Raw genomic sequence first — 25,039 nt, forward strand, 5'->3', positions numbered from 1 at the left:
AACACGGCATCAACCCCCTCACCGCCCTACGCGACCTCTTCGCCGGACGGTCATGGATGCTGCCCACAACCAGCTGAAACCCCTAAACAGTTACCTTTAAAGTCTGATACACGCCAAAAAGTAAGTAATGAAGTCCGCACTGAAAATTCTCACGCGGCCGCCCGGCGGTCCGGCAGACTTCCCCCATGGTCAGCAGGTGGAGCGAACTCATCGTCGATTGCCATGATCCGCGGCTCCTGGCCGGGTTCTGGGCCGAAGTGCTCGACTACCGGGTCGTCGACGTGGACACCGACGGCGACCGGTCCATCGCCGACCGCGCCCGGACGCCCGAGGAAGTCCGGGCGGAACCGCACCCGCCGAAGATCTACTTCCTCAAGGTGCCCGAGTCCAAGCAGATCAAGAACCGACTGCACCTGGATCTGGTCGCGGAGGACGGCGACTACGAGGGCGAACTGCGGCGACTGCTGGAGCTGGGGGCGAAGAAGGTCGACGTAGGCCAGGGCAGGACCCGGGGGTGGACGGTCCTGGCCGACCCGGAGGGCAACGAATTCTGTCTGCTGCGCGGGCTCATGGGAATCTGACGCACCGTCGGCCCCATTGTTGACCGCCGTCAAAAAACAAGGGAGACACAGTGATGAACACCAAGGCAGTGGACATCCTGGACGAGGCGTGGCAGCGGCTGCACGGCACCGGGGCCGAGTACGAGGACTGCATGTCGAACCACGGCCCCATGGTGGTCGAATCGCTCGTCCGCGCCGGACACGGCGACGACGTGCCCGGCTGGCTCGACACGTATCTCGAACGTCTCGAAGACGCGGACAGACCGCGGGCGGTCATCACCGACTGGAAGGAGGCCCTCGGCGAACGCGACCGTACGGCCGACTGGACGGCGTTCTTCCGGAACGAGACCGCGGAGCAGCCGTGGCAGGACGTGCTCGCGCTGTGGTGGCCGCGCCTCCTGCCCGGCCTCGTCGGAGCCGCCGGACACGGGATTATCCGGGTCGGGCACGCTGTGCGGGCGCTCCGCGACTACGGCGAATCGCCGGTGCGCAAAGCCGAGTTCGAGCATGCGATGGGCTACTTCGCGGCGGCGTACAAAGCTTTGCCGCCGCAGCTTGCGACCCGTGGCGTACGGGACCCCCGTACGGCATTGGGGTTCGTTCCGACGCTCCCCGATGAGAAGGCCGGACACATCCTCAAGCGGCTCGACATGCTCGGCGCCTGGGACGAGTGGTCGACGGCGGTCGGGGACGCCCGTTCGCCGGCCGACACCGCGGCCGAACTGGACGCGCTCGTCCACGCCGTGTCGCTCACCTTCCTGCGCAGGGAACACCGCAGCAGCGTCATGTTCGTCCACGCCGTGACCACACCGAGCGCGGTGGCGCGGGTCCTGCCCGTCCTGCCGCGGGAGCTGTGGGCGGAGTCCTACTCGGCGGCCTGGGCGGCGACGGCCGCGTTCACGGCCGCCTACGCGAAGCCCGGCCAGGCACCACCGACGCAGCGGTCGGACGACCCGGTCGAGGTCATGGAACGGGCCGCAGCCCACGGCGACGAGCATGCGGTCAAGCTCGTCGACACGGTCCTGGACGTCTACGCCGGGACCGGCGACAGCGATGCCCTCGCCTCGGGACTGCGGTCCGTGGAAGCGATCGAACCTATGCCGTACCGCCCGTGAGGTCGTCGATGACCAGGGTGTCCAGCCGCACCTGATACCAGACCTCGACCGTGTCGTCACCGAAGTGCTCGGTGACGACCACGGTCGTGTGTCCGGCGCCGCTGCCCGCGTAGCGGACGTCCCAGCTGTTCGGCGTGTTCTGCGCGCGCAGCACCGGGTCGGCGTGGTTCTCGTCAGCCCACACGTCGAGCCGGTCGTTGAGCTCGGCGGTCAGGTAGCGGCCGCGGACGGCGCGCGGGTCGCCACCGTCGACGGCGGCGAGGTACTTCGATACGAAGGCCTTGACGGTCGAGACGGGCGTACGGTGCTCCGCCTGCGCGGCGACCGCGGGCACGGGGCCCGGGGAAGCGACGGCGTAGGCGGTCGGGACGCCGAGCAGCGCGGCCGAAGCGGCCAGTGCGACGGCGGTGCGGACGTACTTGCGGGAGAGGCGGTTGCTGTTCATACCTGGTGACCTACCCCGTTGGTTTGTCGCTTAAGGGGACGTTAGAGACCTTTGACCGTTTCTTGGGGCGGTGTTCGGGTTTACCCGACACCGGCGCGGGTGCTGCGCTGCCATCCGGAGCCCGGCCAGGATGGACGAACTGAGCGCCCTGTTCGGCGGCGGCGACTCGGCGGTGACTCGGCGGTGACTCGGCGGCGTACGGCGGCGTACGGCGGCGTACGGCGGCGTACGGGACGCCTGGCGCGAAGACCCCGCCGCCACGTCAGGGGAACCCGCGGCGGTCGCCTTTGCTGTGGCCGGCGTTGTCGCCGTGCGACTCAAGAGCCGTGCCAACTGAACAGACGGGAGAGATCTGGTGGTCATTTTCGCCGAATGACCACCAGATCTCTCCCGTCTGTTCAGTTGGTCGATGGCCAGTCCAGCCCCCGGGACCGCAACAGCGCCGCAACTTCGGCCACGACCGCGCCAGGGTTCCCGTACACCTGCGCCGCGGTGTAGCGCAGCGACGCCCAGCCGCACCTGGTTAGTGCCGTGTACCGCTCGACATCCCGGGCGAACTGCGCGCCGGCGGCGTGCTGGCGGCCCTCGTACTCCACGCAGACCCGGACGTGCGGCCAGGCGAAGTCGCAGCGGGCGATGAAACCCCCGGTGGCGTCCCGGACTTCGTACTGGAGCGCCGGCGTCGGGAGCCAGGCGGTGAGGAACAGCCAGCGGACCCGGCTTTCCATAGGGGATCCCGACAGGCCGTTCAGGTAGGGCGCCAGTTTCCGCGCCCGGGTGACACCTCTGCGTCCGGACTTCCGCGCGAGGTACGCGGACAGTGATTCGCCGCTGGTCAGGTACGACGAGAGCATGGCGTCGCCCACGGCCATCAGATCGGCAGGTTGGAGCAGCGTCGCCATGTCCACGAACAAGCGCTCGGCTGACGTCACTTGCAGTCCGAACCAGCGCATGGTGTCGGCTGGGCCGAGAGGCATCCGATGGGTTGTCAGCTGCCGCTGTCGAAGCTCCGGGGTGCCAGGCGGGCAGGTGATGTGCAGTCCGTCGCCAGGTGGGCGCGGGGTCGGTTCGGGCAGGTTCAGCAGTCCGATCGCCGTCCAGTGGCTGAAGGCGGCCGACGGCGGCAGCCCGACCGCTGAGCACTGCTGAAGTACATCGGGTTCCCGGTCCCCGGCGACGGCGTACCGGCCGTGGCCGACCCTGCGGTAGGCGGGGCCACGCAGCTGATTGTGGGTCACCCCGAGCCTGGCTGCTTCGGCGGAGGTGAAAACGCGGCCGCGCAACTGGTGCGGGACCGGCAAGGAAGGTCGGGCCATAGCCCGTGAGCGTGCCCGGTCCGCGGCACGGAGACCAGCCGGAGCCACTCGATCGGATGGCCTGATCATCCGATCGAGTGGCCCGGGCGTCCGTGGGCCGCTCCGGTCGGGTGGCTGAGTCCGGGCATGTGGCCCAGGCGTCCGTGGGCCGGGTGGCGTGGCGCGCTCCGGCGAGGTGGCCCCGGTGTCGGGACCGCCGGCCAATGTGTTCATGGCCCCCGGTCCGGGTGGCTCAGGCGGTCGAGCCGCCGTCGATCACGATGTCGGAGCCGACGAGGAAAGCCGCCTCGGGGGACGCCGCGTACAGGATCGCTGCGGCGATCTCCTCCAGGTAGCCGACCCGGCCGATCGGCACGGCGCCCTTCAGCCGCTCCGCGCGGTCCGTTTCGGTCTCCCCGGGCCGCATGGACATCGGAGTGTCGGAGGATCCCGGGCTCACGGCGTTGATGCGGATGCCCTCGCCGATGTGGTCGATCGCCGCGTTGCGGGTCAGTGCGGCGACGGCGGCCTTGGTGGCGACGTACGCGCCGAGACCCGGCACCCGCTTGTGCGCGCCGAGCTGGGAGGCGATGTTGACGATGACACCGCCGCCCTGCTTGCGCATTTGCGCGATTTCGTGCCGCATGGACAAGAACGTGCCGGTGACGTTGGTGGTCAGTGCGGCGTTCCAGTCGGCCTCGTTGATGTCGCCGACGGCGGCCGGGGTGGGGAACAGGCCGACGTTGTTCACGGCGATGTCAAGGGAGCCGTGGAGTGCGACGGTGCCTTCGACGAGCGTTGCCACGGACGCCGAGTCGGTGACATCGGCCGTCAGGGCGGTCGCGGTGCCGCCCGCCGCTTCAATGAGTGCGACGGTCTCTTTCAATGGCTCGGCGCGCCGGCCGGCGACGACGACGGTCGCGCCTTCTGCGGCGAACGCCCGGGCTGTCGCCTGTCCGATGCCGGCCCCGCCGCCGGTGATGAGGACGACCTTGCCGGTGAAGCGATCTGCGGTCATGGTTCAAGCTCCCGAGCTATGACGTGCGGTGATGTGCAGTGATGTGCAGTGACGCGGTGTGGTGTTTTGCGAAGTTTTGTGATGTTTTGCAGCGTGAGAATTCCGTACGGCAACCCTAATTGGACCGATCGTTCTTGTTTGAGGTCGAAAAAAGCCTGCGGGAAGTGGCTGCTTTTACGTGGGGCCGATCAGTCGAGCGCGGTGAGGGCCTGGTCTCCGGCGTCGCGCAGCAGCTGCTGCGAGCAGCCGCCCCGGCCCATCGCGCGCATCCCCTGGATCAGCACCAGGATCATCCGGGCGATCGCTCGGGGGCTCTTGTCCCGCGCCAGTTCGCCCTGTGCCTGGGCGCGGATCAGCGCCGAGGTCAGGGCGGTCTCGATCGACTCCCAGGCCGACTCGACCCGGCGCCGGGCCTCCGGCTCCTGCGGCATCTCGATCGCGGTGTTCGTCACCAGGCAACCGAGGCGCGGCACGCCCTGGGTGGACTCGGTGACGAACTTCTCCACGAGCGCCCGGACGGCCGGCAGCGCAGGGCCCGGCTGGGACAGGCCCCTGACCAGGCCGGGGTTGTGCTGCTCCTTGTAGCGGTCGAGCGCTTTGAAGTACAGCTCCTGTTTGCCGCCGTACGTCGCGTAGATGCTCGCCCGTGCGACGCCCATGTGCTCGACGAGGTCGGCCATCGACGTCGCTTCGAAGCCGCGCTCCCAGAAAAGCTCTAGCGCGGCCTGGAGCGCCGCGTCCGGGTCGAACGCCTTGGTCCTTGCCATGGCCACGACTTTAGCCATACGAGAACGATCGGTCAAGAATAAGTTCTGACCTTGAGCGCGGGTGTGAAAGCGGTGGCCAGATCGGCCAGTGCCTGTGCCGCGCCGGTCATTCCCCGCACGCCTGGGAACGCGTTGACGTCCACTATCCAGGGGCCCTCGGCGCGGTCGAGGATGTCCACTCCGTACACCTGGAGATCGAACACCTGGCCGACGCGCAGGGCCAAGTCGGCCCAGCCCGTCGGCAGGTCGTCGAGGTCCAGTTGCAGAGTTCCCATGGGTGCGGTGCTGCCCAGCGGGCTGCGGCGCAGCCCGGCGAACACGGAGCCGCCGATGACCCACAGTTTGTGGTCCCAGCCGCCGTTGTCCGCGAACTCCTGGACGATGACCGGCTCTTTTGGCCACTGACCGGCGAGTGCGCGGAGTTCATCCGGCCCGTCGACACGAGTGACCAGGTCGGAACGACGGCTGATCCGGCTTTTCACGATGATCGGGAAACGGGTCGGCGCGAGGTCGGCGAGGCGATCGTACGAACGACTCACCGGGAAGGGCAGTCCCGCCCGGCGGGCGAGCCGGCCCATTGTGACGCGGTCCTGGCAACGCGCGGTGGCTGCGGCGGAGTTGACGACGTGGGCGCCGATCAGTTCGGCCTGCCGGGCGTAGGCCAGCGCGCGTGGGGTGTGGGCCTTCAACAGGTAGACGTCCGCGTCCCCGGGGGTCGGGGGCAGTGCTTCTACGTCCGGGTCGACGGCGTCCACCTGGTGCTGCGGTGTCAGCAGCGCGCAGGCCTCGGCGAGGAGCGGATGGTCGGGCTTGTCGGTGAGCAGCCGGATCCTCACGCGGTCAGCCGCCCGGGGCCGGCCAGGGTGAAGCGCTCGGCAGGTGTCCTGGCATGTTCCTGGTGTGGGACTGCGGAATGCTGTGGGACTGCGGAATGCTGTGGGGCTGTGGTCTGTATCGGAACCGTGGTCTGTTCCGGGATCGTGGCTTGTTTCGGGACCGTGGTCTGTTTCCGGACCACGGCCGACCCGGCCGCCGCGAGTCGCAGGATTGCCTGGGCGACGCGGGGTATCGCGTCGGGCACCCGCCGGAAACTCGGGAAGTCGTTGATGTCGACGATCACCGGCCCGTCGGGCCCGTATACGACGTCCACGCCGAACAGGTCGAGCTGGAAGACCTCGCCCACCCGTTCGACCATCGCCGCCACCTCGGCGGGCAGCGGCACGCTCTGCTCCCGGACCGCGTGGCCGGGGTGCAGCGGGGACCGCCGTACGGTCGCGTGGAGTTCGCCGTCCAGGCTGTAGACCTTGAGGTCGGTTCCGGAGTTCGCGATGTACGGCTGGGCCAGCAGGAAGCCCTCGCCGGACAGGTCGGCCACAGCCAGTTCGCCCGGTGAGCCGAGCAGCCGTACGGCGCGCCCCGAACTGCCGTCGGCGGGCTTCACCACCAGTGGGTAGAGGAACTCCGGAAGACCGGCGAGCAGGTCCGGTGTCGCCGCGAAGTATGTCGGCGGCATGGGGATGCCCCGCTGGGCGGCGATGACGGCGGCGACGGCCTTGTCGCGCACGGACCTGATGGCCCGTACGTCGTTGACCGTGGTCAGCCCCGATCCGGCGGCGGCTTCCAGCAGTGTCAGCCCCGGCCCGCCGGACACCGTCTTGAGCACCCAGGCGTCGTAGGTGCCCGACTGGATGACGGTGGCGAGGTCGATCAGCGATCCACCCGGACGCAGTACGTCGGCCTGGTGCCCCCAGGTGGTTAGTTGCTGCACGACGTCCTGCGGCATGCCATCGCGGCGGTAGTGCTCCTCCAGCAGGAAGCACAGTCTCATCTGCGGTTTTCTCCCGACCTGTGTGCTCGCCGTAAGTGTCCGGCGTTGGTGTGACGCCACAGGATGACACGCCGGTTCCCGGGGGCAGTACCGCAGGTGCTACTCCGTGCGCGGGAGGGCAGAGCGGCGGGTGCCCTCCGTTCTCCAGGATGGCTGTTCGAGGTGTTGGCCGGAAGTGGCGGCGGAGGCCGGAAGTGGTCAAGGATCTGGCCGCGTGCCGGTTTTGTCGGATCGTCGGATTCGGATCGCTCGATCGGGTGGGATCGTTTCAGTACGGAAACCGGGAGGTCGAGGATCGACTCTTTACGGGGGAAGCGCGGCCCTCTTACGGGGGACGAACGACCCTGACTGAATGGTGGAAAGTATGAGAAACGACTGTGTGCCGGTGCGTCAGCTGATCCTGCGTCGGGCCCGGGCCGTGTGGTTCCGGTCCCAGGCCGCGACCCAGTCCGTGTCTCAGTCCGTGTCTCAGGCCGTGTCTCAGGCCGTACGCGGGGGAAGTGGCAGCGGAATCGCCGGCAGGCCGTCCATGCTCGTGCCGATGTACTGCTTGGACTCGCAGTACGCCGCGAACTCCTCGTCGCTCTTGCGGCCGAAGAAATCAGAATGCAGCGTGCGCTCCTCCTTGTAATCCAGGAACGGGACCGCGTAGCCGCAGGTGTCGGTGATGAGCTTGGCCGTCACGATGATGATCGCCCGCAGGGCCGGAGCCTTGGCCTCAGCCGGATCGAACCGCGCGACCAGGTCAGCCCAGCGCGGATCGTCGCGGAACACCGCCTCGCCGGTGCCGTGCACCCGGACGATGTTCGGCGGGCCTTCGAAGGCACACCACATCACCGTGATCCGACCGTTCTCCCGCAGGTGGGCGATGGTCTCCGCGTGACTGCCGCCGAAGTCGAGGTAGGCCACGGTCTGCTCGTCCAGGATGGTCAGCGACCCCGACCTTCCCTTCGGTGAGAGGTTGACGTGGCCGTCCTCAGCCAGCGGGGCCGAAGCAACGAAGAAGATCTTCTGCTCTTCGATGAAGGTGCGGAGCCGGCCATCGATGCGTTCGTAGGTTTTTCCCATGGCGGGCATTGTCGGACATCGCGTACGGGACCGGTAGCTGCCACGTCACACTCCAACCGGGCATTACGCTGGCTGGCATGCATGGTGAATACAAGGTCCCCGGTGGAAAGCTCGTTGTCGTCGACCTCGACGTCCACGACGGAGTGCTCCACAACGTCCAGGTGGCCGGGGACTTCTTCCTCGAACCCGACGAGGCGTTCCGCGCGCTCAGCCCCGCACTGGACGGCGCCCCCGCCGACACCGACGCGGCCGGGCTCGCGGCCAGGATTGACGCGGCGCTCCCCGCCGGCACCGTGATGTACGGGCTGACCAGCGAAGGCATCGGTATCGCTGTGCGCCGGGCACTGTCCAACGCCACCGACTGGACCGACTACGACTGGCAGCTGATCCACGACGAGCCGCAGTCCCCCGCCCTGCACATGGCGCTCGACCAGGTGCTGACCACCGAGGTCGCGGCCGGACGGCGCCCGCCGACCCTGCGGGTGTGGGAATGGGGCGCGCCCGCCGTGGTCATCGGCAGCTTCCAGTCGCTGCGCAACGAAGTCGACCCGGAGGGCGCGGAGCGGCACGGCATCGAGGTTGTGCGCCGGATCTCCGGTGGCGGAGCCATGTTCATCGAACCCGGCAACACCATCACGTACTCACTGTCGGTGCCTGCGGCCCTGGTCCAGGGACTGTCGTTCGCGGACAGCTACGCCTACCTCGACGACTGGGTGCTCGGCGCGCTCAGCGACATGGGCGTCAAGGCCTGGTACCAACCGCTCAACGACATCGCCACCGACGCAGGGAAGATCGCGGGCGCGGCGCAGAAGCGCATGCTCAGCGACCAGGGCGCGGTGCTGCACCACGTGACCATGGCGTACGACATCGACGCGGACAAGATGCTCGAGGTCCTGCGCATCGGCAAGGAGAAGCTCTCCGACAAGGGGACCAAGAGCGCGAAGAAGCGCGTGGACCCGCTGCGCCGCCAGACGGGGCTGCCGCGTGAGGCTGTCATCGACAGGATGGTGGATTCGTTCCGGGGGCGGTACGGATTGACCACCGGTGGGGTGACCGCAGAAGAGATGGCGCGGGCGCGGGAGCTGGTGGCGACGAAGTTCGGCACCCCGGAGTGGACCGCGCTGGTGCCGTAGCGCGCTGCGGTGTCACAGCCGCGGGCCGCCTTCGGTCGTACGGGGCGGAGGTGGCTGCCATGGTCCCCAGTACGGTCGAACCCATGACCGATGGACGCACCGAGACATTCGAAGAGCACCGGCGGACGCTGTTCGGTATCGCCTACCGGATGCTGGGCAGCGTCGCCGACGCCGAGGACATCGTGCAGGACGCGTGGCTGCGCTGGAGCACGGTCACCGACGAGGTCGACAAACCCCGCGCCTACCTCGCCCGTACGGTCACCAACCTGGCGTTGAACAGGCTCGGCTCGGCGGCCGTACGGCGTGAGACGTACGTCGGCCCGTGGCTGCCCGAACCGCTGGTGACCACACCCGACGTGGCGGAGGATGCCGAGATGGCCGAATCGGTCTCCCTGGCCATGCTTGTCGTCATGGAGACGCTGTCGCCCCTGGAGCGGGCGGTCTTCGTCCTCAAGGAGGTCTTCGGCTTCTCGTTCAAGGACATCGCGGAGACGCTGGGGAAGTCGGAGGCGTCCGTCCGGCAGGTGGGGCACCGGGCGCGCAACCACGTCCAGGCCCGGCGGCCCCGGTTCGACACGGACAATTCCGTACGCCAGCGGGTGACCGATGAATTCCTGAGTGCGGCGCTCGGGGGCGACCTCAACCGGATGCTGGAGCTCCTGGCCCCCGACGTCACCGCGTGGACGGACGGCGGCGGCAAGGTGCGCGCGGCGATCAGGCCGCTGCACGGGGCGGACAAGGTGGCCCGGTTCATCCTCGGGGTGCTCGACGGGAAGATCACCGACGTGGAGGTCCGCCCGGTCGAGGTCAACGGGCAGCCGGGGGTGGTGGTCCTGGTCGCGGGGGTCCCCGACACGGTCGGCTGCCTCGACGTCGAGGACGGGAAGGTCACGGCGATCCGGCTGATCCGGAACCCGGACAAGCTGCGGCACATTTTGTGAGTGGCTGAGTCAGGGCCTGTTCTGGGTTTTCCGCCGGACCAGGTCGCGTTGTCCGGCGCCGTGCGTCGCAAGGCGCCGGATCCGGACTTGTATCGGTCGTACCTGGAGGATCCGGCAACGCCGCGAGTGGTGGTGCCGGGCGGCGCGGCCCCGGCGGGAAACCCAGAACAGGCCCTAAATCCGGATGCCCTCAGCCCTGCCGAGTGGCAGCATTCAGAGCCCCGCCCGAACATCCGATCAAGGATTCTTCCCGCTATGACCGACACCACCACCCTGTGGCGCCCCACCGGACCGGAGGAGTTGGCGCTGGTCGAGGCCGCCGACTGGCGCGCCTGGCCGCCGAGGCTCCCCGACCAGCCGATCTTCTACCCCGTGCTGAACGAGGCGTACGCGGTACGCATCGCGGAGGAGTGGAACGTACCGGCGTCGGGCTCGGGTTTTGTGACCCGCTTCGAGGTGGACTCCGGGTTCCTGTCCCGCTACCCGGTCCAGCGGGCCGGCGGCCGGGAGATCCTCGAACTGTGGGTCCCGGCTGAGGAGTTGGCGGAGTTCAACGCGCACATCGTGGGGCGCGTCGAAGTGGTGCGGTCGTTCTATCCGGAGGGGGAGCGATGACCGGGACGGACACACCGGACTCCTTGGCGTCCTTGATCGCCGCAGCCGTGAAAACCGGCGGTTCCCATGACGACCTGAACGTCGCACTGCTCCGCGCGGCAACTGACGCGACTCTGGCTGACGAGGCGATGCGGTTGTTGTCAGCTGCCGGTCCGGGTATCTGGATCACCATTGATTCAGCCGTACGGGATCACCTCTGGTACCGGCGGTCCCAGCCGGACGAAACCCCGGCGGCGGGCGAGCCGACCCGCCTGGGTGTCGTCCTGGCGTTGTGCCACCCGGACGGGCGGGTGCGTGAACGGGCGCTGCGGAAGGCCCCCGACGAGTTGCTTCCCCTGCTGATCATCCGGTGCGCCGACTGGGCCCGACCGGTCAGCGAAGCGGCCCGCAGTCCGCGCGGCGGCGGTCAAAGCGCTGCGGATCCTGGACGCGGTCCCGGTGGGCCGTCTCGTACGGATGATCGACGATCCTTCGTCGGCGGTCGTCCGGCAGGTCTCCACCGCCTTGCTGCCGTTCGCGCCGCAGATCCCGGAGCACCGACTTCTGCTGCTGCTGTCCGCCAATCAACCCAGGCACCACCGGATCGCCGCGTTCAGGCTGCTCAACGGGCAGCAGAGCATCGTCCAGCTCAGGGCCGCGCTGACGGGGCTGCACGATCCCGAGCCGAAGATCAGGGCGCGTGCCTTCAGCGCGGTGGACTCCTGGCGGCCTGCGACGGTGGCGGAAGGCGGCCGGGACGGGCTCGACGGGCTGCTCGACCGGGCAGACCCGGTGGTCGGCGACCGTACCGTCCGGCTGCTGCGGATGCTGCTGCGATCGGGCTGAAGATCCGTGTCGGTGCCGCGGGGTAGCGTGGCACAACCCCCGCACCCGACGGATTCCTGAGGACCATGCCAAACCACCCCACCACCCTCGCCGAACTCCCGTACGCCGCCGACCTGCGGGCCGGGGCCGCGTTCCTGGCGGGCGACGAGAACTACGACCTGCTGCACTTCGACCGGATCGACCTCGTCGACGAGTCGGCCATCGGCAGCACCTTCATGGAGTGCGCGTTCACCGGCGGGTCGATCGAGGGCGGGAAGTTCCGGGGCGCGGGGTTCGTCGACACCTGGATGCAGGAGGTGCGGCTCGTCGGCCCCGACATGGCCCGGACGCGCTGGCGGGACGCCACCGTGCTCGGCGGCATCGCCGCGGGTGTGCAGATGTTCGACAGCGGGTTCGAGCGGGTGGTGTTCTCCGGCTGCAAACTCGACTCGGTGAACTTCCGCAACTGCTCGTTCACCGACGTGGTGTTCGAGGACTGCGTGCTCCGCGACGTCGACTTCGGCGGGGCCAGACTCACCAAGGTCAGCTTCAGCGGTTCGAAGCTCAGCGATGTGGACTTCACCAAGTCGGTGCTGAAGAAGGTCGACCTGCGCGGGGCGCGGCTGGGCATCAAGGCCGGCTACGACGCCCTGCGGGGTGTGGTGATCAGCGACCTCCAGCTGATGGAGATCGCGCCGATGCTGGCAGCCGAGATGGGGATCACCGTCAAGGGCCGGTGACGTCCGGGAACTCCCTTGACTCGTCAGGGCGGCAGGTCAAGGCTGCGCACCGGACGACGGTGTCCCTGATTCCCCGCTGTACGTCCGTGCTCCGAGCGCGGACGGTTTCGGGCGGCCGGGCACAACCGTCGGCCGGTACGGACCTGTGACGCCACTTCCCGCTTGGAGAGTCCATGACCGCCGACTTCGCCGTCCACCCTGGCCTGTTCACCGGTCTGTTCGACGAGACGCGGGAAGCCGGGTGCGAGGTGGTCGACCTGGAGAAGGTCGGCACGGTGGACCGGCTTGAGCGGCGGATGCCGCAGCGGTACGGGCCGGCACCGCGGCATCGACGGGTTCGGGGAGTTCACCAACCCGCGCGGGGTGTTCGTCCGGGGGGCGGATGACCTGATCGACGCTTTCGCGCCGCCGTACGGGGAGACGAGCAGGGCGATCGTGAGCTCGGTGTTCGGCGACTGAGGGCTTGCGGCCCCCTACCTGTCGCCGACTGCTCCCAGCACTTCTTCTGTGTGCTCCCCCAGCCCCGGCACCGGTCCGTCGGCTATCGCGTCGAAGCCGGAGAAGCGGGCCGGGGTGCGCAGCGTGGTGACCGTACGGCCTTCGTATTCGGTTTCGACAGTGAGGCCGCTGGCCGCGAAGACCGGTGTGCGCACGACGTCAGACCAGGTGTTGGCCTGGGTGGCCATCAACCCCGCGGCCTGGATGACCCCGATCCAGTCGGCCACCGGCCGGGCGGCGAACTCCTTCTCCAGTTCGGCGCGTAGTTCGACCGAGTGGACCGTACGGGAGCGCTGGTCCGCGAAGCGCGGGTCCGCGGCGAGGTCGGGGCGGCCGAGTACGGCGGTGAGGGCCTGCCAGTGCTTGGGGACGTACGCGGCGATGACCACATGCCCGTCGGCGGCCCGGTAGGCGCCGGAGGGTTCGACGGCGATGCTCTTGGTCACCGGCTTGCCCGGTGGGCGCTTCCTGGTCGGCGCGCCGTTGAGGCGGTGTGTGAGGTGGTTCGACTGGAGGCTGCAGGCCACGTCGTACATCGCTACGTCGACTTTTTCGGCGACTCCGTGGCGTTCGCGCTGGAGCAGCGCGGCGAGTACGGCCTGCGCGAACACGTGTCCGCTCGCGCCGTCGATGAGTTGGAAGTTGATGAACCGCGGTGTGCCGTCCGCGTCCTGGAGGCCGGTGAGACAGCCGGCTTCGGCCTGCACGATGACGTCGATACCCGGCCGTCCGCTGTCCGCGTAGGCCGAGAGGGACGCGTAAACGCAGCGCGGGTTCCGGCTCTGCACGGCTTCGGAACCCAGACCGAGGCGGGTCATCACGCCGGGACGGAAGCCCTCCAGCAACACGTCCGCAGAGTCGACGAGCGCAAGAGCGTTCCGTACGCCCTCATCAGTTGTCAGGTCCAGGACCACGGACTTCTTGCCACGGTTGTTCGGGAGGAAATAGGGCTGGAGGTGTTCCAGGCCCGGTTTTGTGGAGGTGATCCGGCGGGACGCCTCCCCCTGCGGCGATTCGATCTTGATGACCTCCGCACCCAGGTCGGCGAGGATCTGCCCGGCGAGGGGGCCGGCGACGTTCATGGTGAAGTCGAGTACGCGGAAGCCGTCCAGGGGGCGCATCAGGATCCTTTCCGGATGATGGGGCGTCGGATCCGCTGTAATGATCTTGGAGTTTCCAGGCCACTGTGAACACCACGGGCCGACCTGCAAACTCCAAGATCATCGCTTTACAGTCGTTCGAGGATGAACGCGTTGGCCATCCCGCCGCCCTCACACATCGTCTGGAGGCCGTACCGACCGCCGGTGGACTCCAGGATGTTCAGCATCGTCGCCGTCAGCCGCCCGCCCGACGCGCCCAGCGGGTGGCCGAGCGCGATCGCGCCGCCGCGGATGTTGGTGCGGTCCAGGTCCGCGCCCACGTCCTGCGCCCAGGCCAGCGGGACCGGCGCGAACGCCTCGTTGACCTCGAACACGTCGATGTCGTCGATGCTGAGCCCGGCCTTGGCCAGGACCTTGCGGGTGGCCGGGATGACACCGGTCAGCATCATGACCGGGTCGTCACCGGCGACGGAGAACGCGTGGAAGCGGGCCCGCGGCGTCAGCCCCAGCTGGGCGGCGCGCTCCTCGCTCATGATGAGCATCGCCGACGCGCCGTCGGTCAGCGGTGAGGAGTTGCCGGGCGTGATCCGCCAGTCGATCTCCGGGAACCGCTGCCCCATGGCCTCGTTGTAGAACGCCGGCTTGAGACCGGCGAGTCCGTCGACCGTGGTGGTCGCCCGTACGGTCTCGTCTTTGGTGTGCGCGGTCCCGTCGGGGAGTGTGACCGGGACGATCTCGTTGGCGAACTCACCGCGCTCGGCGGCGTGCGCGGCCAGCTCGTGCGAGCGCGCGGAGAAGCGGTCCAGGGCCGTACGGTCCAGCTTCCAGCGGCCCGCGATGATCTCAGCCGAATAGCCCTGCGGGATCAGCCCCTCGGGATACCGCTCGCCGATCATGCTGCCGAACGGATCGGCGCCCTTGGCGCTGAACCCCATCGGCACCCGGCTCATCATCTCGACGCCCGCCGCGATGACGATGTCGTACGCGCCCGCGATCACACCCTGCGCGGCGAAGTGCGCGGCCTGCTGCGAGGAACCGCACTGCCGGTCGACGGTAGTCGCCGGCACCGACTCGGGCAGCCCGGCGGCGAGCACCGCGTTCCGGGAGATGTTGAGCGCCTGCTCCCCCGCCTGCGAAACGCAGCCGGTGATCACATCGTCGATGCCCGCCGGATCGATGCCGGTGCGTTCCACCAGCTGTTTGAGCGTCTGGGCGAGCAAGTCGACCGGGTGGATCCCGGACAGCGCGCCGCCGGGCTTTCCTTTGCCGGAGGCCGTACGGACGGCGTCCACGATGACTGCGTTGGTCATTTCGTCTCCTCGGAATCCATCGCGTCGATCATGTACAAAGGTGCCCTCTGGCGATCGTTGAAGGGCATTTTGTCCATGATCGACGCAGGTGGGCAGGCCAGTTAGTGACCTTGCCACTTGGGGTCGCGCTTCTCGGCGAAGGCCCGCGGGCCCTCCTTCGCGTCCTCGCTGCGCAGCACCTGGCGGAACTGGTCGTCGTTGTAGTCCCAGACCGCCGGTTCCCAGTCGCCGCCCAGGGCTGCGCCGTGCTGGATGATGCGCTTGCTGGCCCGGACGGCCAGGGGGGCGTTCCGGCAGATCTGCTCGGCCAGCGCGAGTGAAGCCTCCACGCAGGTGCCTGCGGGGGCGACGTCGTTCACCAGGCCCCAGTGGGCGGCCTCGACCGCGGTGACGGGTTCGCCGGTGAACGCGAGCCGGGCCGCGATCTTGTTCGGGATCTGCCGGGGCAGCCGGATGACCCCGCCGGCTCCGGCGATCAGCCCGCGCTTCACCTCGGGGATGCCGAACTGCGCGTGCTCGTCGGCGATGGCGAGGTCGCTGCTCAGCACTATCTCCGCACCGCCGCCGAAGGCGATGCCGTTGACTGCGGCGATGATGGGCTTGTCGACATAGTGACGGACGAAGCCGCCGAACCCCCACTCCGGGTGGTCGGGCGCGTCCAGGCGTCGACGGGCGGCGATGGCCTTGAGGTCGGCCCCGGCGCAGAACGCCCGGCCGGCACCGGTGACCACACCGACCCACAGGTCGTCGTCCTGGGTCAGTTCCTCAAGGGCCGCGCCGAGTGCCCCGGCGAGCTCGGGGTTGACGGCGTTCAGGGCCTCGGGCCGGTTGAGCGTGATGAGTGCCGTACGGCCGTGCCTCTCGAAGAGGACGGGTGCTTCAGCTGGCATCGCGCATGTGCCTTCCGTACAGGGTCATGACCGCAGGGTCAGGACCCGAGGGAATGGAACAAGTTGTCGACTGCTGTCTCAGCTGAGGAGCCTAGGTGGCGACGCCACGGACATCAAGGGTGTCGGCGGGAGGGTGTTGACTCCTTGCGCGAGTGTCTTCGTAGAGAAGGGGTCCACCTCCATGGGAATCCGTCGTGTCGTGCCGGACATCAAGTCCGGTGCCGTCGCCGAGAGTTGTGAGTTCTACGAGCGGCTCGGCTTCGAGAAGGTGATGGACCAGGGCTGGGTCGTCACTCTGGCCGCACCCGGCAACCCCACCGCGCAGATCACGCTGATGGGCGACGACACGACCGGCCCGGTCACGCCCGACATGAGCATCGAGGTCGACGACGTGGACGCGGCGTACGCCGCGATGACCGCGGCCGGGGCCGAGGTCGTCCACCCGCTCACCGATGAGGAGTGGGGCGTACGCCGCTTCTTCGTCCTCGACCCCAACGGCAGGGTGGTCAACGTTCTGGGTCACCGTCGGGCGTGAAGGCCGTCGCGGGATCCGCGCACGGCGCGGTGCTCATCGTTCCGGGCCACCGTCCGGGGTGAAGGCCGTCGAGAGGTCCTGCGTCTCGTTGTAGGTCGGGACGTCGGTCGGGCCGTGCTCGTTGTCGTTCGCCAGGCTGAAGGCGAGCTCGACCGCGCAGTTCACGGCTGCGCGGAACAGCAGCGAGCCGGTGCTGATCCGTCGTACGCCGAGGCCTGCCAGGACCTGGCGGCTGTGCCTCCCCTGGGTGCTGAACAGGATGTTCAGCGGGCCGTCGATGTCGTTGACCAGCGAGGAGATGGTGGAGGCGTCGGTGACGCCGGGCACGAAGATGCAGTCGGCGCCCGCCTGGAGATAGGCCGTGGCGCGCTCCCGGGTCGCCTCGTTCGGCGCATCGGTGCTGTCCGGGAGCCAGTAGGCGTCGGTGCGCGCGTTGACGAACAGCTCGGGTGCGGCGGCTTTGATCGCCCGGATCACGTCGTACTGGTGTTTCACCGGGACCATCGACCCGTCGTCCCGCCCGTCCTCGATGTTGATGCCGACGACCCCGGCCCGCGCGAGTTCGGCGGTGTACGCGGCGACTTCGTCCGGGTCCTCGCTGAAGCCGCCCTCTATGTCGACGCTGATCAGCGCGGGCAGCCGGACCAGGCCGAGGGCGAGACGCATTGTCTCGTCCCTGGTCGCACCGGTCCCGTCGGGCAGCCCCGCGGCGACGGCTACGCCGAGACTGGTCGTGCCGACGGCGGTGAAGCCGCGCTCGACGAGCGCGGCGGCGGACGCGTGGTCCCAGGCGTTGGGCAGGAACAATGGTTCTTCGGCGTGGTGCAGGGCGCGGAACTGTTCGAAACGGCTCGAACTCTCTTTGCTGTTCGTGCTGTTCGTGCTGTTCATGCGGAAGCCTCCGGCGATGTGAGCAGGACGTCAAGTACACCGCAGGCTAGGGCCAATGCGAAGTCCGAACCTGGACAGGGGCGTTGGCCCTGACCGAAAGTCAGATGCGGTACGGGGAAGCGGTCCTCGTCGAAGCGGTCGGGATCGTTGAACACGTCCGGGTCCCGGTTGGCGGAAACCAGGTCGAGTACGGAGATGTTCCCGTCGGGTGACTTGCGGCGCATGGCGGGGACGGGCGGGTCGAAGCGCGGGGTCTCCCGTACGAGGGCGTCGGACGACGCCTTGTGCGCCGCTGTGTGGCGGAGGGTGTTGCGGATCAGCGCGGCCGTTGATTCACCGGCCTGGGCGAGGACGCAGATCCTGGCGGTGGTGGTCTGCTCGTCCGCGCCGGCGAACAGGGCGGCGAGTTCCCGGATGGCGCCCTCGACTGCGGGAGAGTCCTTCTCGCCGCCTGGGAGGTATACCGGGCCGATGACGCGGACCGTACGGACAAGGATCGGCAGATCTTCGTCCTTGACGCCGAGCGCCGCGCCGAGGACGGACAGGGGGACGGTGCGGGGGATGTCGGCGCACCCCGTGTGGAGGGTCAGTTCCCGGGCTGCTTCGCGCAGTCGCGCGGGGTCCAGGTGGGCGAGTTCCCGTTCCACGATCGCGCGGCGGCGGGTGTGTTCGGGGCCGTTGCTGAAGCGGCACACGCTGCGGCGCAGTCCGTCGATGGCGCTGCCGTCGGCTGCGGGGAGGGGCGGGGCGGAGGGCGCTCCGAGCGGGGTCGTGCCTTCTTAGATGGTGTTGGCACACACAGTTGAACGTGTTCAAAAACAGGTCTACCGTCATCCGTGCGCAGTCAGTTGAACGCGTTCAAATTATGCCGGACCCATACTGTGCCGGTGTCGACAAGAGGTGTCTCATGGACCTGACCGTTGTCACGTACGCCGTCTATCTGGTCATCAGCATCGGGCTGACCGTCTGGGTCGCCCGGACCCTCAGCCGGAACGGCCAGATCTTCCTGGCCGACGTGCTGAAGGGCAACGAGAAGCTCGCCGAAGCCGTCAACCACCTGCTCGTGGTCGGCTTCTACCTGGTCAACTTCGGGTTCGTCGCGCTCTACCTGAAGCTCGGCAGTGAAGTGGAGAACGTGCGCGGCACCTTCGAGGCACTGTCCATGAAGGTCGGTACGGTCCTGCTGGTCCTGGGCGTCCTGCACCTGGGCAACGTGTACGTACTCAACCGCATGCGCCGCCGGGGCATGGACGACCGCGAGGTCCTGCCGCCGCTCCCGCCGCAGGGCTGGACCAGCCCGGCTGTCGGGGTCTGACCATGACCGCCGCTGTACAACGGCCCCCGCTCACCCGGATCACCGTGCTGTACGACGCGAAGTGCCCGCTCTGCCGGCGGGCCGCCACCTGGATCGCGGGACAGTCCTCATACATCCGCGTCGACCTCATCGCGGCCGGTTCTGCGCGGGCCCGCAACCGCTACCCGGAACTCAACCACGAGGCGACGTTCGACGAGATCACGGTCGTGGGCGGCAGCGGCGAGGTCTACACCGGAGCGGGCGCGTGGATCACCTGCCTGTGGGCGCTGCGCGGGCACCGCGCCACCGCACACCGGCTCGCGACTCCCGCCGGGATGCCGTTCGCCAAGGCCGCGGTGCTCGCCGCGGCGAAACTGCGCACCCGCGCCGACGACCCGTACGCCGCTCCCGGGGATGTCTGTGACGCCCGCTGCCAGCCCGCTGGTTAAGGTGCAGGACGTGGACGAACCGACCGAGACCCCAGAACCGCCGAACTCCGTACTACCCGGGTCGGCGCGGCCCGGCTCCGCACAGCCCGGCTCCGCACAGCCCGACTCCGAGCAGCCCGACTCCGAGCAGCCGGCCCTGAGCAAGGGTGAGCAGACCCGGGCCGCGATCCTGGACACCGCGATGCGGCTGTTCAGCGAACGCGGCTACGACAAGACGACGATGCGCGCCATCGCCCAGGAGGCCGGGGTTTCGGTCGGTAACGCCTACTACTACTTCGGCTCGAAAGAGCATCTGATCCAGGGTTTCTACGACCAGATCGCCCACGCGCACGTCGAGGCCACGCACAAAGCCCTGGTCGGGCACCGCGACTTCGGCGACCGGCTGCGGATCACGCTGCTGACCTGGTTGGACGTCGCGGAGCCTTACCACCACTTCTCCACCCAGTTCTTCCGCAACGCCGCCGACCCGGACAGCCCGCTCAGTCCGTTCTCCGCCGAGTCGCTGCCGGTGCGTTCGACCGTGGTGAACGTCTACCGTGACGTGCTGGCCGGCTCCGGCCTGAAGGTGGACCTGGAGCTGCGGGAGAAGCTGCCTGAGCTTCTGTGGCTGCACCAGATGGGGATCGTGCTGTTCTGGGTGTACGACCGTACGCCCGGATCGAAGCGCACCCGCCAGTTCGTGGAACGCACGACGCCGATGGTGGCGCGGGCGATGTCGCTGTCGAAGTACAAGGTGTTCCGGCCGCTGGTGCGGGACGCGGACCGGCTGCTGAAGGACTTCCTGGTGCCGATGGCACCGGAGCCGGGCGCGGAGCCAACCACGAAGCCGGAGCCTGGAGGCCGGCCGGACAAGCCGTGACCGACGGGTGCCGGGTGCCGGGTGCCGGGAAAGAGGCGCCCGGCACCCGGCGGTCATGATGCGCTCGGGCTCACACTCCGAAGCTGGAGCCACCGGTCGCGTCGATGTTCTGCCCCGTCACCCACCGCGCGTCGTCCGACGCGAGGAAGCCGACCACGTCGGCGATGTCGCTCGCCTCGCCCACCCGGTTGAAGGCGGAGTAGGCGGCGGCCCCCTTGCGCTCCTCCGGATCCGCCAGCCAGGCGTTCATGTCCGTGTCGACGATTCCCGGGGCGACGGAGTTCACGGTGATGCCGCGTGCTCCGAGGTCCTGGGCGAGCGTCAGTGTGAGGGTGTTGAGCGCGCCCTTGGTCATCGAGTACGCGACGGTGATCGGGAACGCGATGCGGGTGACCCCGGATGAGATGTTGATGATGCGTCCGCCGTCCCGCAGCCGGGTCAGGCCGTGCTTGATGATGAAGAACGGCGCCTTCACGTTGACCGCGAAGACCTCGTCGTACGCGGGCTCTCCGACGTCCTGTATCTGGGCCATGAGGCCGATCCCCGCGTTGTTGACCAGGATGTCGAGTCCGGGCCGGTCGGTGAACTCCCCGATCCGCTCGTCGAATGCGGTCCACAGCGTTTCGGCGTCGCCCGGGACCCCGAGTTCTGTACGGAAGGCGAACGCCTGGCCGCCGGATGACTCGATCGTGGAGACGACGTCCTTGGCCGCCGCCTCGTTGTTGCCGTAGTGCACGGCGACGAGTGCGCCGTCACGGCCGAGCCGCTCGGCGATCCCGCGCCCGATACCTCGGCTGCCGCCGGTGACAAGTGCCGTCCTACCTGTAAGAACGCTCATGGTTTTCTCCCCGAAAGATTCTGTATCGGTCGCTACAGAAGGAACGCTAGCAGGTTCTCTAGCGAGCGCTATAGAATTGGCGACATGCAGAGTCAGAGCCAGAGCCAGAGCCAGCGTTCGACGGAGAAGGTGGCCGGTCCGGCAAAGAAAGTGCCCGGACGGCCCCGCTCCTTCGACCGCGAGGCGGCGCTTGAGCTGGCGACCCTGGCCTTCTGGGAGCACGGCTACGAGACGACGTCCATCGCCGACCTCACCCGCGTCATGGGCATCGGCGCGCCCAGCCTCTACGCGGCCTTCGGGGACAAGAAGAAGCTGTTCAGCGAGGTTGTGCAGCACTACGGGGAGCAGTACGGGGCGTCCGTCACGGACGCCCTGACTGAGCCGACGGCCCGTCAGGCCGTCGAGCGGATCCTGAGTGAAGCAGCGGTCCGGTTCACGACCCCGGGGCGTCCACGCGGCTGCCTGGCGATCAGCGCCGCGACCAACTGCACCGCCGCGTCGGCGGATGTGGAACAGGCGATGCGCGCCCTGCGCAACGAGAGCGTCAAGGTCATCGTGCGGCGGGTTCAGACAGACATCGATGCGGGGTTGCTTCCCGCTGGGACTGACGCGACCACCACCGGGCACTGGGCCGGCGCGGTCCTCCAAGGGTTGTCGCAGCAGGCGCGGGACGGGGTGAGCCGGGCCGTACTGGAGTCTGTCGTGGAGATGGCGATGCGGGCCTGGCGCTGAGGCCCGCGTCGAGCATGCCCGGAATGTCGTGGATGAAGATCAATCTATGACATTCCGAGCATGCTCGACGCGGCCGGAGGGGAATTCCACCTTCCACCCGTGGACTTCTCCCCCCGCCTCCCCGACCATGGCCCGATGCCGACTCAGCTCCCCCGCTTCCCCGACGGGTTCCGATGGGGAACGTCCACCGCCGCCTACCAGATCGAAGGGGCTGTACGGGAAGACGGCCGCGCCCCGTCGGTCTGGGACACCTTCTGCGCGGAGCCCGGGCGCGTACGCGACGGGCAGACCGGCGAGGTCGCCTGCGACCACTACCACCGGTACGCCGAGGACATCGGGCTGCTGGCCGACCTGGGAGTGGACGCGTACCGCTTCTCGGTCGCCTGGCCCCGTGTAATGCCCGGCGGCCGGGTCAACAAGGCCGGGCTCGACTTCTACGACCGCCTGGTGGACGGACTTCTCGCACGCGGCATCACCCCCGTGCCGACGCTGTTCCACTGGGACCTGCCGCAGGCGCTCGAAGACGAGGGCGGCTGGCTCAACCGCGACACGGCCTACCGCTTCGCCGACTACGCGCAGGTCGTTTCCGCGCGGCTCGGTGACCGGGTGCACGAGTGGATCACGCTCAACGAGCCGTTCATCCACATGGCGTTCGGCTACGCGATGGGCATCCACGCGCCGGGCAGGGCACTCATGATGGACGCGCTGCCGGCCGCGCACCACCAGCTGCTCGGGCACGGCCTGGCTGCGTGGCAGCTGCGGGAGTCCGGCGCTTCGGTGATGATCGCCAACAACCTGACGCCGGTACAGGCAGCGTCGGGCAGCGCCGAGGACACGGCCGCGGCGGACGCGTACGACACGCTGCACAACAAGCTGTTCATGGAGCCGCTACTGCGGGGGACCTACCCCGATATGAGCGCGTACGGGATCGCTGAGATGCCGTTCGTGCTCGACGGTGACCTGGAGATCATCGCCGCGCCGCTCGACGCCCTCGGTGTCAACTACTACAACCCGACCCGCATCGCCGCGCCGGAAGCGGGGGCTCCGCTCCCCTTCCTCGACGCCGGGATCTACGGGGTCACCCGTACGGCATTCGACTGGCCCGTTGTCCCCGCAGGTCTGACGGCACTGCTGGTCGGTTTGAAGGAGGAGTACGGGTCGGCGCTGCCGCCGGTCCACATCACGGAGAACGGCTGCTCGTACCCCGAGGTGCACGAGGACCAGGAGCGCATCGACTTCCTCGACGGGCACATCCGCGCCGTGCACGCCGCCATCGGGGCCGGGGTCGACGTACGGGGCTACTTCGTATGGTCACTGCTCGACAACTTCGAGTGGGCCGAGGGCTACCACCAGCGGTTCGGGCTGGTGCACGTGGACTTCGGGACGCAGGAGCGCTCGCCGAAGATGTCGTTCGGGTGGCTGCGCGGGCAGTTGGCGGCGATGCGCTGAACGCTCTGAAGATCGATATCCCCAGAATGGTGACCATTGTTGACAGATGGTCACCATTCTGGGGATGTCGATCTTCGGGCTAGGGCGGTCCGTGGAGCCGTCGTGCGGCCGCCGCCAGCAGGCAGGCAAGCAGGCAACGGACGGCGGGGTGGTCCAGAGTCCGGCGGACGTTCATGTGAACTCCCGATTCGCAGAGATTGAAAAGCCCCTCCTGCGGCAACAGGAGGAGCCGGTCCGTCAGTTGGAGACCAGCTCGGAGTCCGCCGCCGGCTTCCTGGTCCACAGTGTCACCGCTGCGAGCAGCGCACCGGCCGCGGCGACTCCCGCGGCCCCCAGGAACGCGGCCGAGAAACCGTCCGTCAGCGCGCCGGGGTCCCCCAGCTTGTCCGCGCCGTGCGCGGCGGCGATCGCCGTCATCGCGGCCAGGCCGAGCGCGGAGCCGATCTGGTAGCTGGTGTTGACCATCCCCGAGGCGAGGCCGCCTTCTTCCGGCCGGGCGCTGGAGATCGCGGTGCCCAGGGACGGAATGAAGGCCAGCGACATCCCGACCGCGGCGAGCAGCGACGCGGGCAGGACGTCCACCCAGAAGTTGCCGTCGGCGCGGATAAAGGACAGCCACACCATCCCGGCGGCGAGCGTGGCCAGACCAGTGACGATGAGCGGCTTCGTCCCGAACCGGGCGATCAGGCGCGGCGCCAGCACCAGCATCATCACCATGATGGTCGCGGTCATCGGCAGCAGCGCCGAACCGGAGGCGAACGCCCCCAGGCCGAGGACCTGCTGGAGGTAGAGGTTGAGGAAGAACCACATCGGGATCCACGCCGCGGCCATCAGCAGCTGCGCGAGGTTGGCGCCGGCGAGGTTCGGCGTACGCAGGATGCTCAGCCGCATCAGCGGCTCGCTGCGTTTGGCCTGGATGCCGACGAACAGTGCGGTCAGCGCGATCCCGGCGGCCAGGGTGAGCAACGTTTCAGCCGAACCCCAGCCGGTCTCGGGGGCCCGGACGACGGCGAAGACCGTGGTGCCCAGACCGGCCGTGACGGTGATCGCGCCGAAGATGTCGACCGATCCACGCCGGGCCGGGGCGTCCGGCATCAGCGACGGGGTGGCGATGATGGCGATCAGCGCGACCGGGATGTTGATGTAGAAGACCCAGGGCCAGCTGGCGTACTGGGTGATCAGGCCGCCGAGGAACACGCCCGCGGTGCCGCCGGCCGGTGCGGCCGCCCCGTACAGCGCGAACGCTTTGGTCAGCTCCTTCGGGCTATTGCCGAACAGCATCATCAGCAGGGTGAGCGCGGCTGGTGCGATCAGTGCGGCGCCGATGCCCTGGACGGCGCGGCCGACCAGTTCGATCCACACCTCGTTCGCCAGGCCCGCCGCCAGGGAGCCGACCGCCAGGACCGCCCAGCCGGTGCTGAACAGCCGCTTGGCGCCGAAGAGGTCGGACAGCCGGCCGCCGAGGAGGAGCAGTCCGCCGAAGGCGACAACGTACGCGTTGAAGACCCAGGACAGGTTCCCCTGCGAGAAGCCCAGGTCGGTCTGCATTTCGGGGAGTGCCACGCCGATGATCGAGGTGTCCATGATGACGATGAACTGGGCCATCGCGATCAGTGCGAGCGCTGTCCAGCGGCGCGGATTAAGTGGTGTCTCAAGCTGGGACATCGCGATCACTCCATACGGGGAGGGGGTATCTGGCTGGCTGAACATACCCCTAGTGGGTATTAATTCCCAAGAGGTCGACGGTGGTCGGCTGGAAAACGACGTCCTGGCGCGTTCTCGCCCTCCCGTACCTATAGGGGGTTAGGGTGTTTGGTGGAAGGGAGGTGAACAGTCATCAGCCGTACGCAGAGAACGCTCGCCCG

At 68.5% G+C, this 25,039-nt stretch carries 28 protein-coding genes; 14 read left to right on the forward strand and 14 right to left on the reverse strand.

What is annotated here, in order from left to right; translation table 11 throughout:
* Nucleotides 1–185 precede the first annotated feature (185 nt).
* Together AC0Z36_RS09430 and AC0Z36_RS09435 are read left to right on the forward strand one after the other, a co-directional pair.
* Nucleotides 186–581 carry a VOC family protein gene (locus tag AC0Z36_RS09430; protein WP_485462295.1) on the forward strand — a complete coding sequence of 132 codons (396 nt, stop codon included), beginning with the start codon at nucleotides 186–188 and terminating at the stop codon, nucleotides 579–581.
* 53 nt (nucleotides 582–634) lie between these two features.
* Nucleotides 635–1,675, forward strand: coding sequence for a questin oxidase family protein (locus AC0Z36_RS09435; protein ID WP_485462296.1), 1,041 nt, complete (start codon nucleotides 635–637; stop codon nucleotides 1,673–1,675).
* Here AC0Z36_RS09435 and AC0Z36_RS09440 read toward each other — a convergent pair.
* The 7 genes from AC0Z36_RS09440 to AC0Z36_RS09470 all read right to left on the reverse strand — a co-directional run bounded on the left by AC0Z36_RS09440 (nucleotide 1,656) and on the right by AC0Z36_RS09470 (nucleotide 8,096).
* On the reverse strand, nucleotides 1,656–2,120 hold the full coding sequence (locus AC0Z36_RS09440) for a hypothetical protein (RefSeq protein WP_485462297.1): 465 nt from the start codon (nucleotides 2,118–2,120) through the stop codon (nucleotides 1,656–1,658). The genes AC0Z36_RS09435 and AC0Z36_RS09440 overlap by 20 nt on opposite strands.
* A gap of 398 nt (nucleotides 2,121–2,518) precedes the next feature.
* Nucleotides 2,519–3,436, reverse strand: a complete 918-nt coding sequence (locus tag AC0Z36_RS09445; RefSeq protein WP_485462298.1) for a DUF559 domain-containing protein — start codon at nucleotides 3,434–3,436, stop codon at nucleotides 2,519–2,521.
* A gap of 232 nt (nucleotides 3,437–3,668) precedes the next feature.
* Nucleotides 3,669–4,433: an SDR family NAD(P)-dependent oxidoreductase gene (locus AC0Z36_RS09450; protein ID WP_485462299.1), complete on the reverse strand. Its 765-nt coding sequence runs from the start codon at nucleotides 4,431–4,433 to the stop codon at nucleotides 3,669–3,671.
* Between the two features lie 188 nt (nucleotides 4,434–4,621).
* Nucleotides 4,622–5,200 (reverse strand): TetR/AcrR family transcriptional regulator, encoded by a 579-nt coding sequence (locus AC0Z36_RS09455; protein ID WP_485462300.1) that lies wholly within the window; start codon nucleotides 5,198–5,200, stop codon nucleotides 4,622–4,624.
* A gap of 32 nt (nucleotides 5,201–5,232) precedes the next feature.
* Nucleotides 5,233–6,036: an ATP-grasp domain-containing protein gene (locus AC0Z36_RS09460; protein WP_485462301.1), complete on the reverse strand. Its 804-nt coding sequence runs from the start codon at nucleotides 6,034–6,036 to the stop codon at nucleotides 5,233–5,235.
* Nucleotides 6,033–7,028 carry an ATP-grasp domain-containing protein gene (locus tag AC0Z36_RS09465; RefSeq protein WP_485462302.1) on the reverse strand — a complete coding sequence of 332 codons (996 nt, stop codon included), beginning with the start codon at nucleotides 7,026–7,028 and terminating at the stop codon, nucleotides 6,033–6,035. Before AC0Z36_RS09465 ends, AC0Z36_RS09460 begins: the two co-directional genes overlap by 4 nt.
* 480 nt (nucleotides 7,029–7,508) lie before the next feature.
* Nucleotides 7,509–8,096, reverse strand: a complete 588-nt coding sequence (locus AC0Z36_RS09470; protein WP_485462303.1) for a pyridoxamine 5'-phosphate oxidase family protein — start codon at nucleotides 8,094–8,096, stop codon at nucleotides 7,509–7,511.
* Between the two features lie 77 nt (nucleotides 8,097–8,173).
* Here AC0Z36_RS09470 and lplAB point away from each other — a divergent pair, with 77 nt between their 5' ends.
* The 6 genes from lplAB (at nucleotide 8,174) to AC0Z36_RS09500 (ending at nucleotide 12,788) form a co-directional block, all read left to right on the forward strand.
* Nucleotides 8,174–9,229 (forward strand): lipoate-protein ligase LplAB, encoded by a 1,056-nt coding sequence (lplAB, locus tag AC0Z36_RS09475; RefSeq protein ID WP_485462304.1) that lies wholly within the window; start codon nucleotides 8,174–8,176, stop codon nucleotides 9,227–9,229.
* Nucleotides 9,230–9,312: 83 nt separating this feature from the next.
* Nucleotides 9,313–10,170 carry an RNA polymerase sigma-70 factor gene (locus tag AC0Z36_RS09480; protein ID WP_485462305.1) on the forward strand — a complete coding sequence of 286 codons (858 nt, stop codon included), beginning with the start codon at nucleotides 9,313–9,315 and terminating at the stop codon, nucleotides 10,168–10,170.
* Nucleotides 10,171–10,425: 255 nt separating this feature from the next.
* The gene (locus AC0Z36_RS09485; RefSeq protein WP_485462306.1) at nucleotides 10,426–10,785 is read left to right on the forward strand and encodes a hypothetical protein; all 360 of its coding nucleotides are present in this window, start codon (nucleotides 10,426–10,428) and stop codon (nucleotides 10,783–10,785) included.
* A 438-nt stretch (nucleotides 10,786–11,223) separates the two neighbouring features.
* Entirely contained in the window at nucleotides 11,224–11,610 is a 387-nt protein-coding gene (locus tag AC0Z36_RS09490; RefSeq protein ID WP_485462307.1) for a hypothetical protein, read from the forward strand.
* A gap of 65 nt (nucleotides 11,611–11,675) precedes the next feature.
* Entirely contained in the window at nucleotides 11,676–12,329 is a 654-nt protein-coding gene (locus AC0Z36_RS09495; RefSeq protein ID WP_485462308.1) for a pentapeptide repeat-containing protein, read from the forward strand.
* Between the two features lie 285 nt (nucleotides 12,330–12,614).
* Nucleotides 12,615–12,788 (forward strand): hypothetical protein, encoded by a 174-nt coding sequence (locus AC0Z36_RS09500; protein WP_485462309.1) that lies wholly within the window; start codon nucleotides 12,615–12,617, stop codon nucleotides 12,786–12,788.
* A 14-nt stretch (nucleotides 12,789–12,802) separates the two neighbouring features.
* Here the strand turns inward: AC0Z36_RS09500 and AC0Z36_RS09505 are convergent, their stop codons facing one another.
* The 3 genes from AC0Z36_RS09505 to AC0Z36_RS09515 form a co-directional block, all read right to left on the reverse strand.
* Entirely contained in the window at nucleotides 12,803–13,948 is a 1,146-nt protein-coding gene (locus AC0Z36_RS09505) for a CaiB/BaiF CoA transferase family protein (protein WP_485462310.1), read from the reverse strand.
* A gap of 107 nt (nucleotides 13,949–14,055) precedes the next feature.
* Nucleotides 14,056–15,237 (reverse strand): thiolase family protein, encoded by a 1,182-nt coding sequence (locus AC0Z36_RS09510; protein ID WP_485462311.1) that lies wholly within the window; start codon nucleotides 15,235–15,237, stop codon nucleotides 14,056–14,058.
* Nucleotides 15,238–15,338: 101 nt separating this feature from the next.
* Nucleotides 15,339–16,127, reverse strand: coding sequence for a crotonase/enoyl-CoA hydratase family protein (locus tag AC0Z36_RS09515; protein ID WP_485462312.1), 789 nt, complete (start codon nucleotides 16,125–16,127; stop codon nucleotides 15,339–15,341).
* A gap of 181 nt (nucleotides 16,128–16,308) precedes the next feature.
* Between AC0Z36_RS09515 and AC0Z36_RS09520 the strand changes: the two genes are divergently transcribed.
* Nucleotides 16,309–16,662 carry a VOC family protein gene (locus tag AC0Z36_RS09520; protein WP_485462313.1) on the forward strand — a complete coding sequence of 118 codons (354 nt, stop codon included), beginning with the start codon at nucleotides 16,309–16,311 and terminating at the stop codon, nucleotides 16,660–16,662.
* 33 nt (nucleotides 16,663–16,695) lie between these two features.
* Here AC0Z36_RS09520 and AC0Z36_RS09525 read toward each other — a convergent pair whose 3' ends face one another.
* Nucleotides 16,696–17,553 carry an isocitrate lyase/PEP mutase family protein gene (locus AC0Z36_RS09525; RefSeq protein WP_485462314.1) on the reverse strand — a complete coding sequence of 286 codons (858 nt, stop codon included), beginning with the start codon at nucleotides 17,551–17,553 and terminating at the stop codon, nucleotides 16,696–16,698.
* Nucleotides 17,550–18,248, reverse strand: a complete 699-nt coding sequence (locus AC0Z36_RS09530) for a cytochrome P450 (protein WP_485462315.1) — start codon at nucleotides 18,246–18,248, stop codon at nucleotides 17,550–17,552. The genes AC0Z36_RS09525 and AC0Z36_RS09530 overlap by 4 nt, the downstream gene beginning before the upstream one ends.
* A 212-nt stretch (nucleotides 18,249–18,460) precedes the next feature.
* Here AC0Z36_RS09530 and AC0Z36_RS09535 point away from each other — a divergent pair, with 212 nt between their 5' ends.
* From AC0Z36_RS09535 to AC0Z36_RS09545, 3 genes are all read left to right on the forward strand, one after another.
* Nucleotides 18,461–18,868, forward strand: a complete 408-nt coding sequence (locus AC0Z36_RS09535; protein ID WP_485462316.1) for a hypothetical protein — start codon at nucleotides 18,461–18,463, stop codon at nucleotides 18,866–18,868.
* A gap of 2 nt (nucleotides 18,869–18,870) precedes the next feature.
* Nucleotides 18,871–19,296: a thiol-disulfide oxidoreductase DCC family protein gene (locus tag AC0Z36_RS09540; protein ID WP_485462317.1), complete on the forward strand. Its 426-nt coding sequence runs from the start codon at nucleotides 18,871–18,873 to the stop codon at nucleotides 19,294–19,296.
* A 136-nt stretch (nucleotides 19,297–19,432) separates the two neighbouring features.
* Nucleotides 19,433–20,155 carry a TetR/AcrR family transcriptional regulator gene (locus tag AC0Z36_RS09545; protein ID WP_485462408.1) on the forward strand — a complete coding sequence of 241 codons (723 nt, stop codon included), beginning with the start codon at nucleotides 19,433–19,435 and terminating at the stop codon, nucleotides 20,153–20,155.
* A gap of 70 nt (nucleotides 20,156–20,225) precedes the next feature.
* Here the strand turns inward: AC0Z36_RS09545 and AC0Z36_RS09550 are convergent, their stop codons facing one another.
* Nucleotides 20,226–20,993, reverse strand: a complete 768-nt coding sequence (locus AC0Z36_RS09550; RefSeq protein ID WP_485462318.1) for an SDR family oxidoreductase — start codon at nucleotides 20,991–20,993, stop codon at nucleotides 20,226–20,228.
* An 84-nt stretch (nucleotides 20,994–21,077) separates the two neighbouring features.
* On the opposite strand from AC0Z36_RS09550, the gene AC0Z36_RS09555 reads away from it, so the two are divergent.
* Together AC0Z36_RS09555 and AC0Z36_RS09560 are read left to right on the forward strand one after the other, a co-directional pair.
* Nucleotides 21,078–21,725 (forward strand): TetR/AcrR family transcriptional regulator, encoded by a 648-nt coding sequence (locus tag AC0Z36_RS09555; protein ID WP_485462319.1) that lies wholly within the window; start codon nucleotides 21,078–21,080, stop codon nucleotides 21,723–21,725.
* 135 nt (nucleotides 21,726–21,860) lie between these two features.
* Nucleotides 21,861–23,174 (forward strand): GH1 family beta-glucosidase, encoded by a 1,314-nt coding sequence (locus AC0Z36_RS09560; RefSeq protein ID WP_485462320.1) that lies wholly within the window; start codon nucleotides 21,861–21,863, stop codon nucleotides 23,172–23,174.
* Nucleotides 23,175–23,411: 237 nt separating this feature from the next.
* On the opposite strand, the gene AC0Z36_RS09565 is transcribed toward AC0Z36_RS09560, so the two are convergent.
* Nucleotides 23,412–24,839 (reverse strand): MFS transporter, encoded by a 1,428-nt coding sequence (locus AC0Z36_RS09565; protein WP_485462321.1) that lies wholly within the window; start codon nucleotides 24,837–24,839, stop codon nucleotides 23,412–23,414.
* Nucleotides 24,840–25,039: the final 200 nt, after the last annotated feature.

This window comes from Kitasatospora sp. UYEF31 (assembly GCF_057291755.1).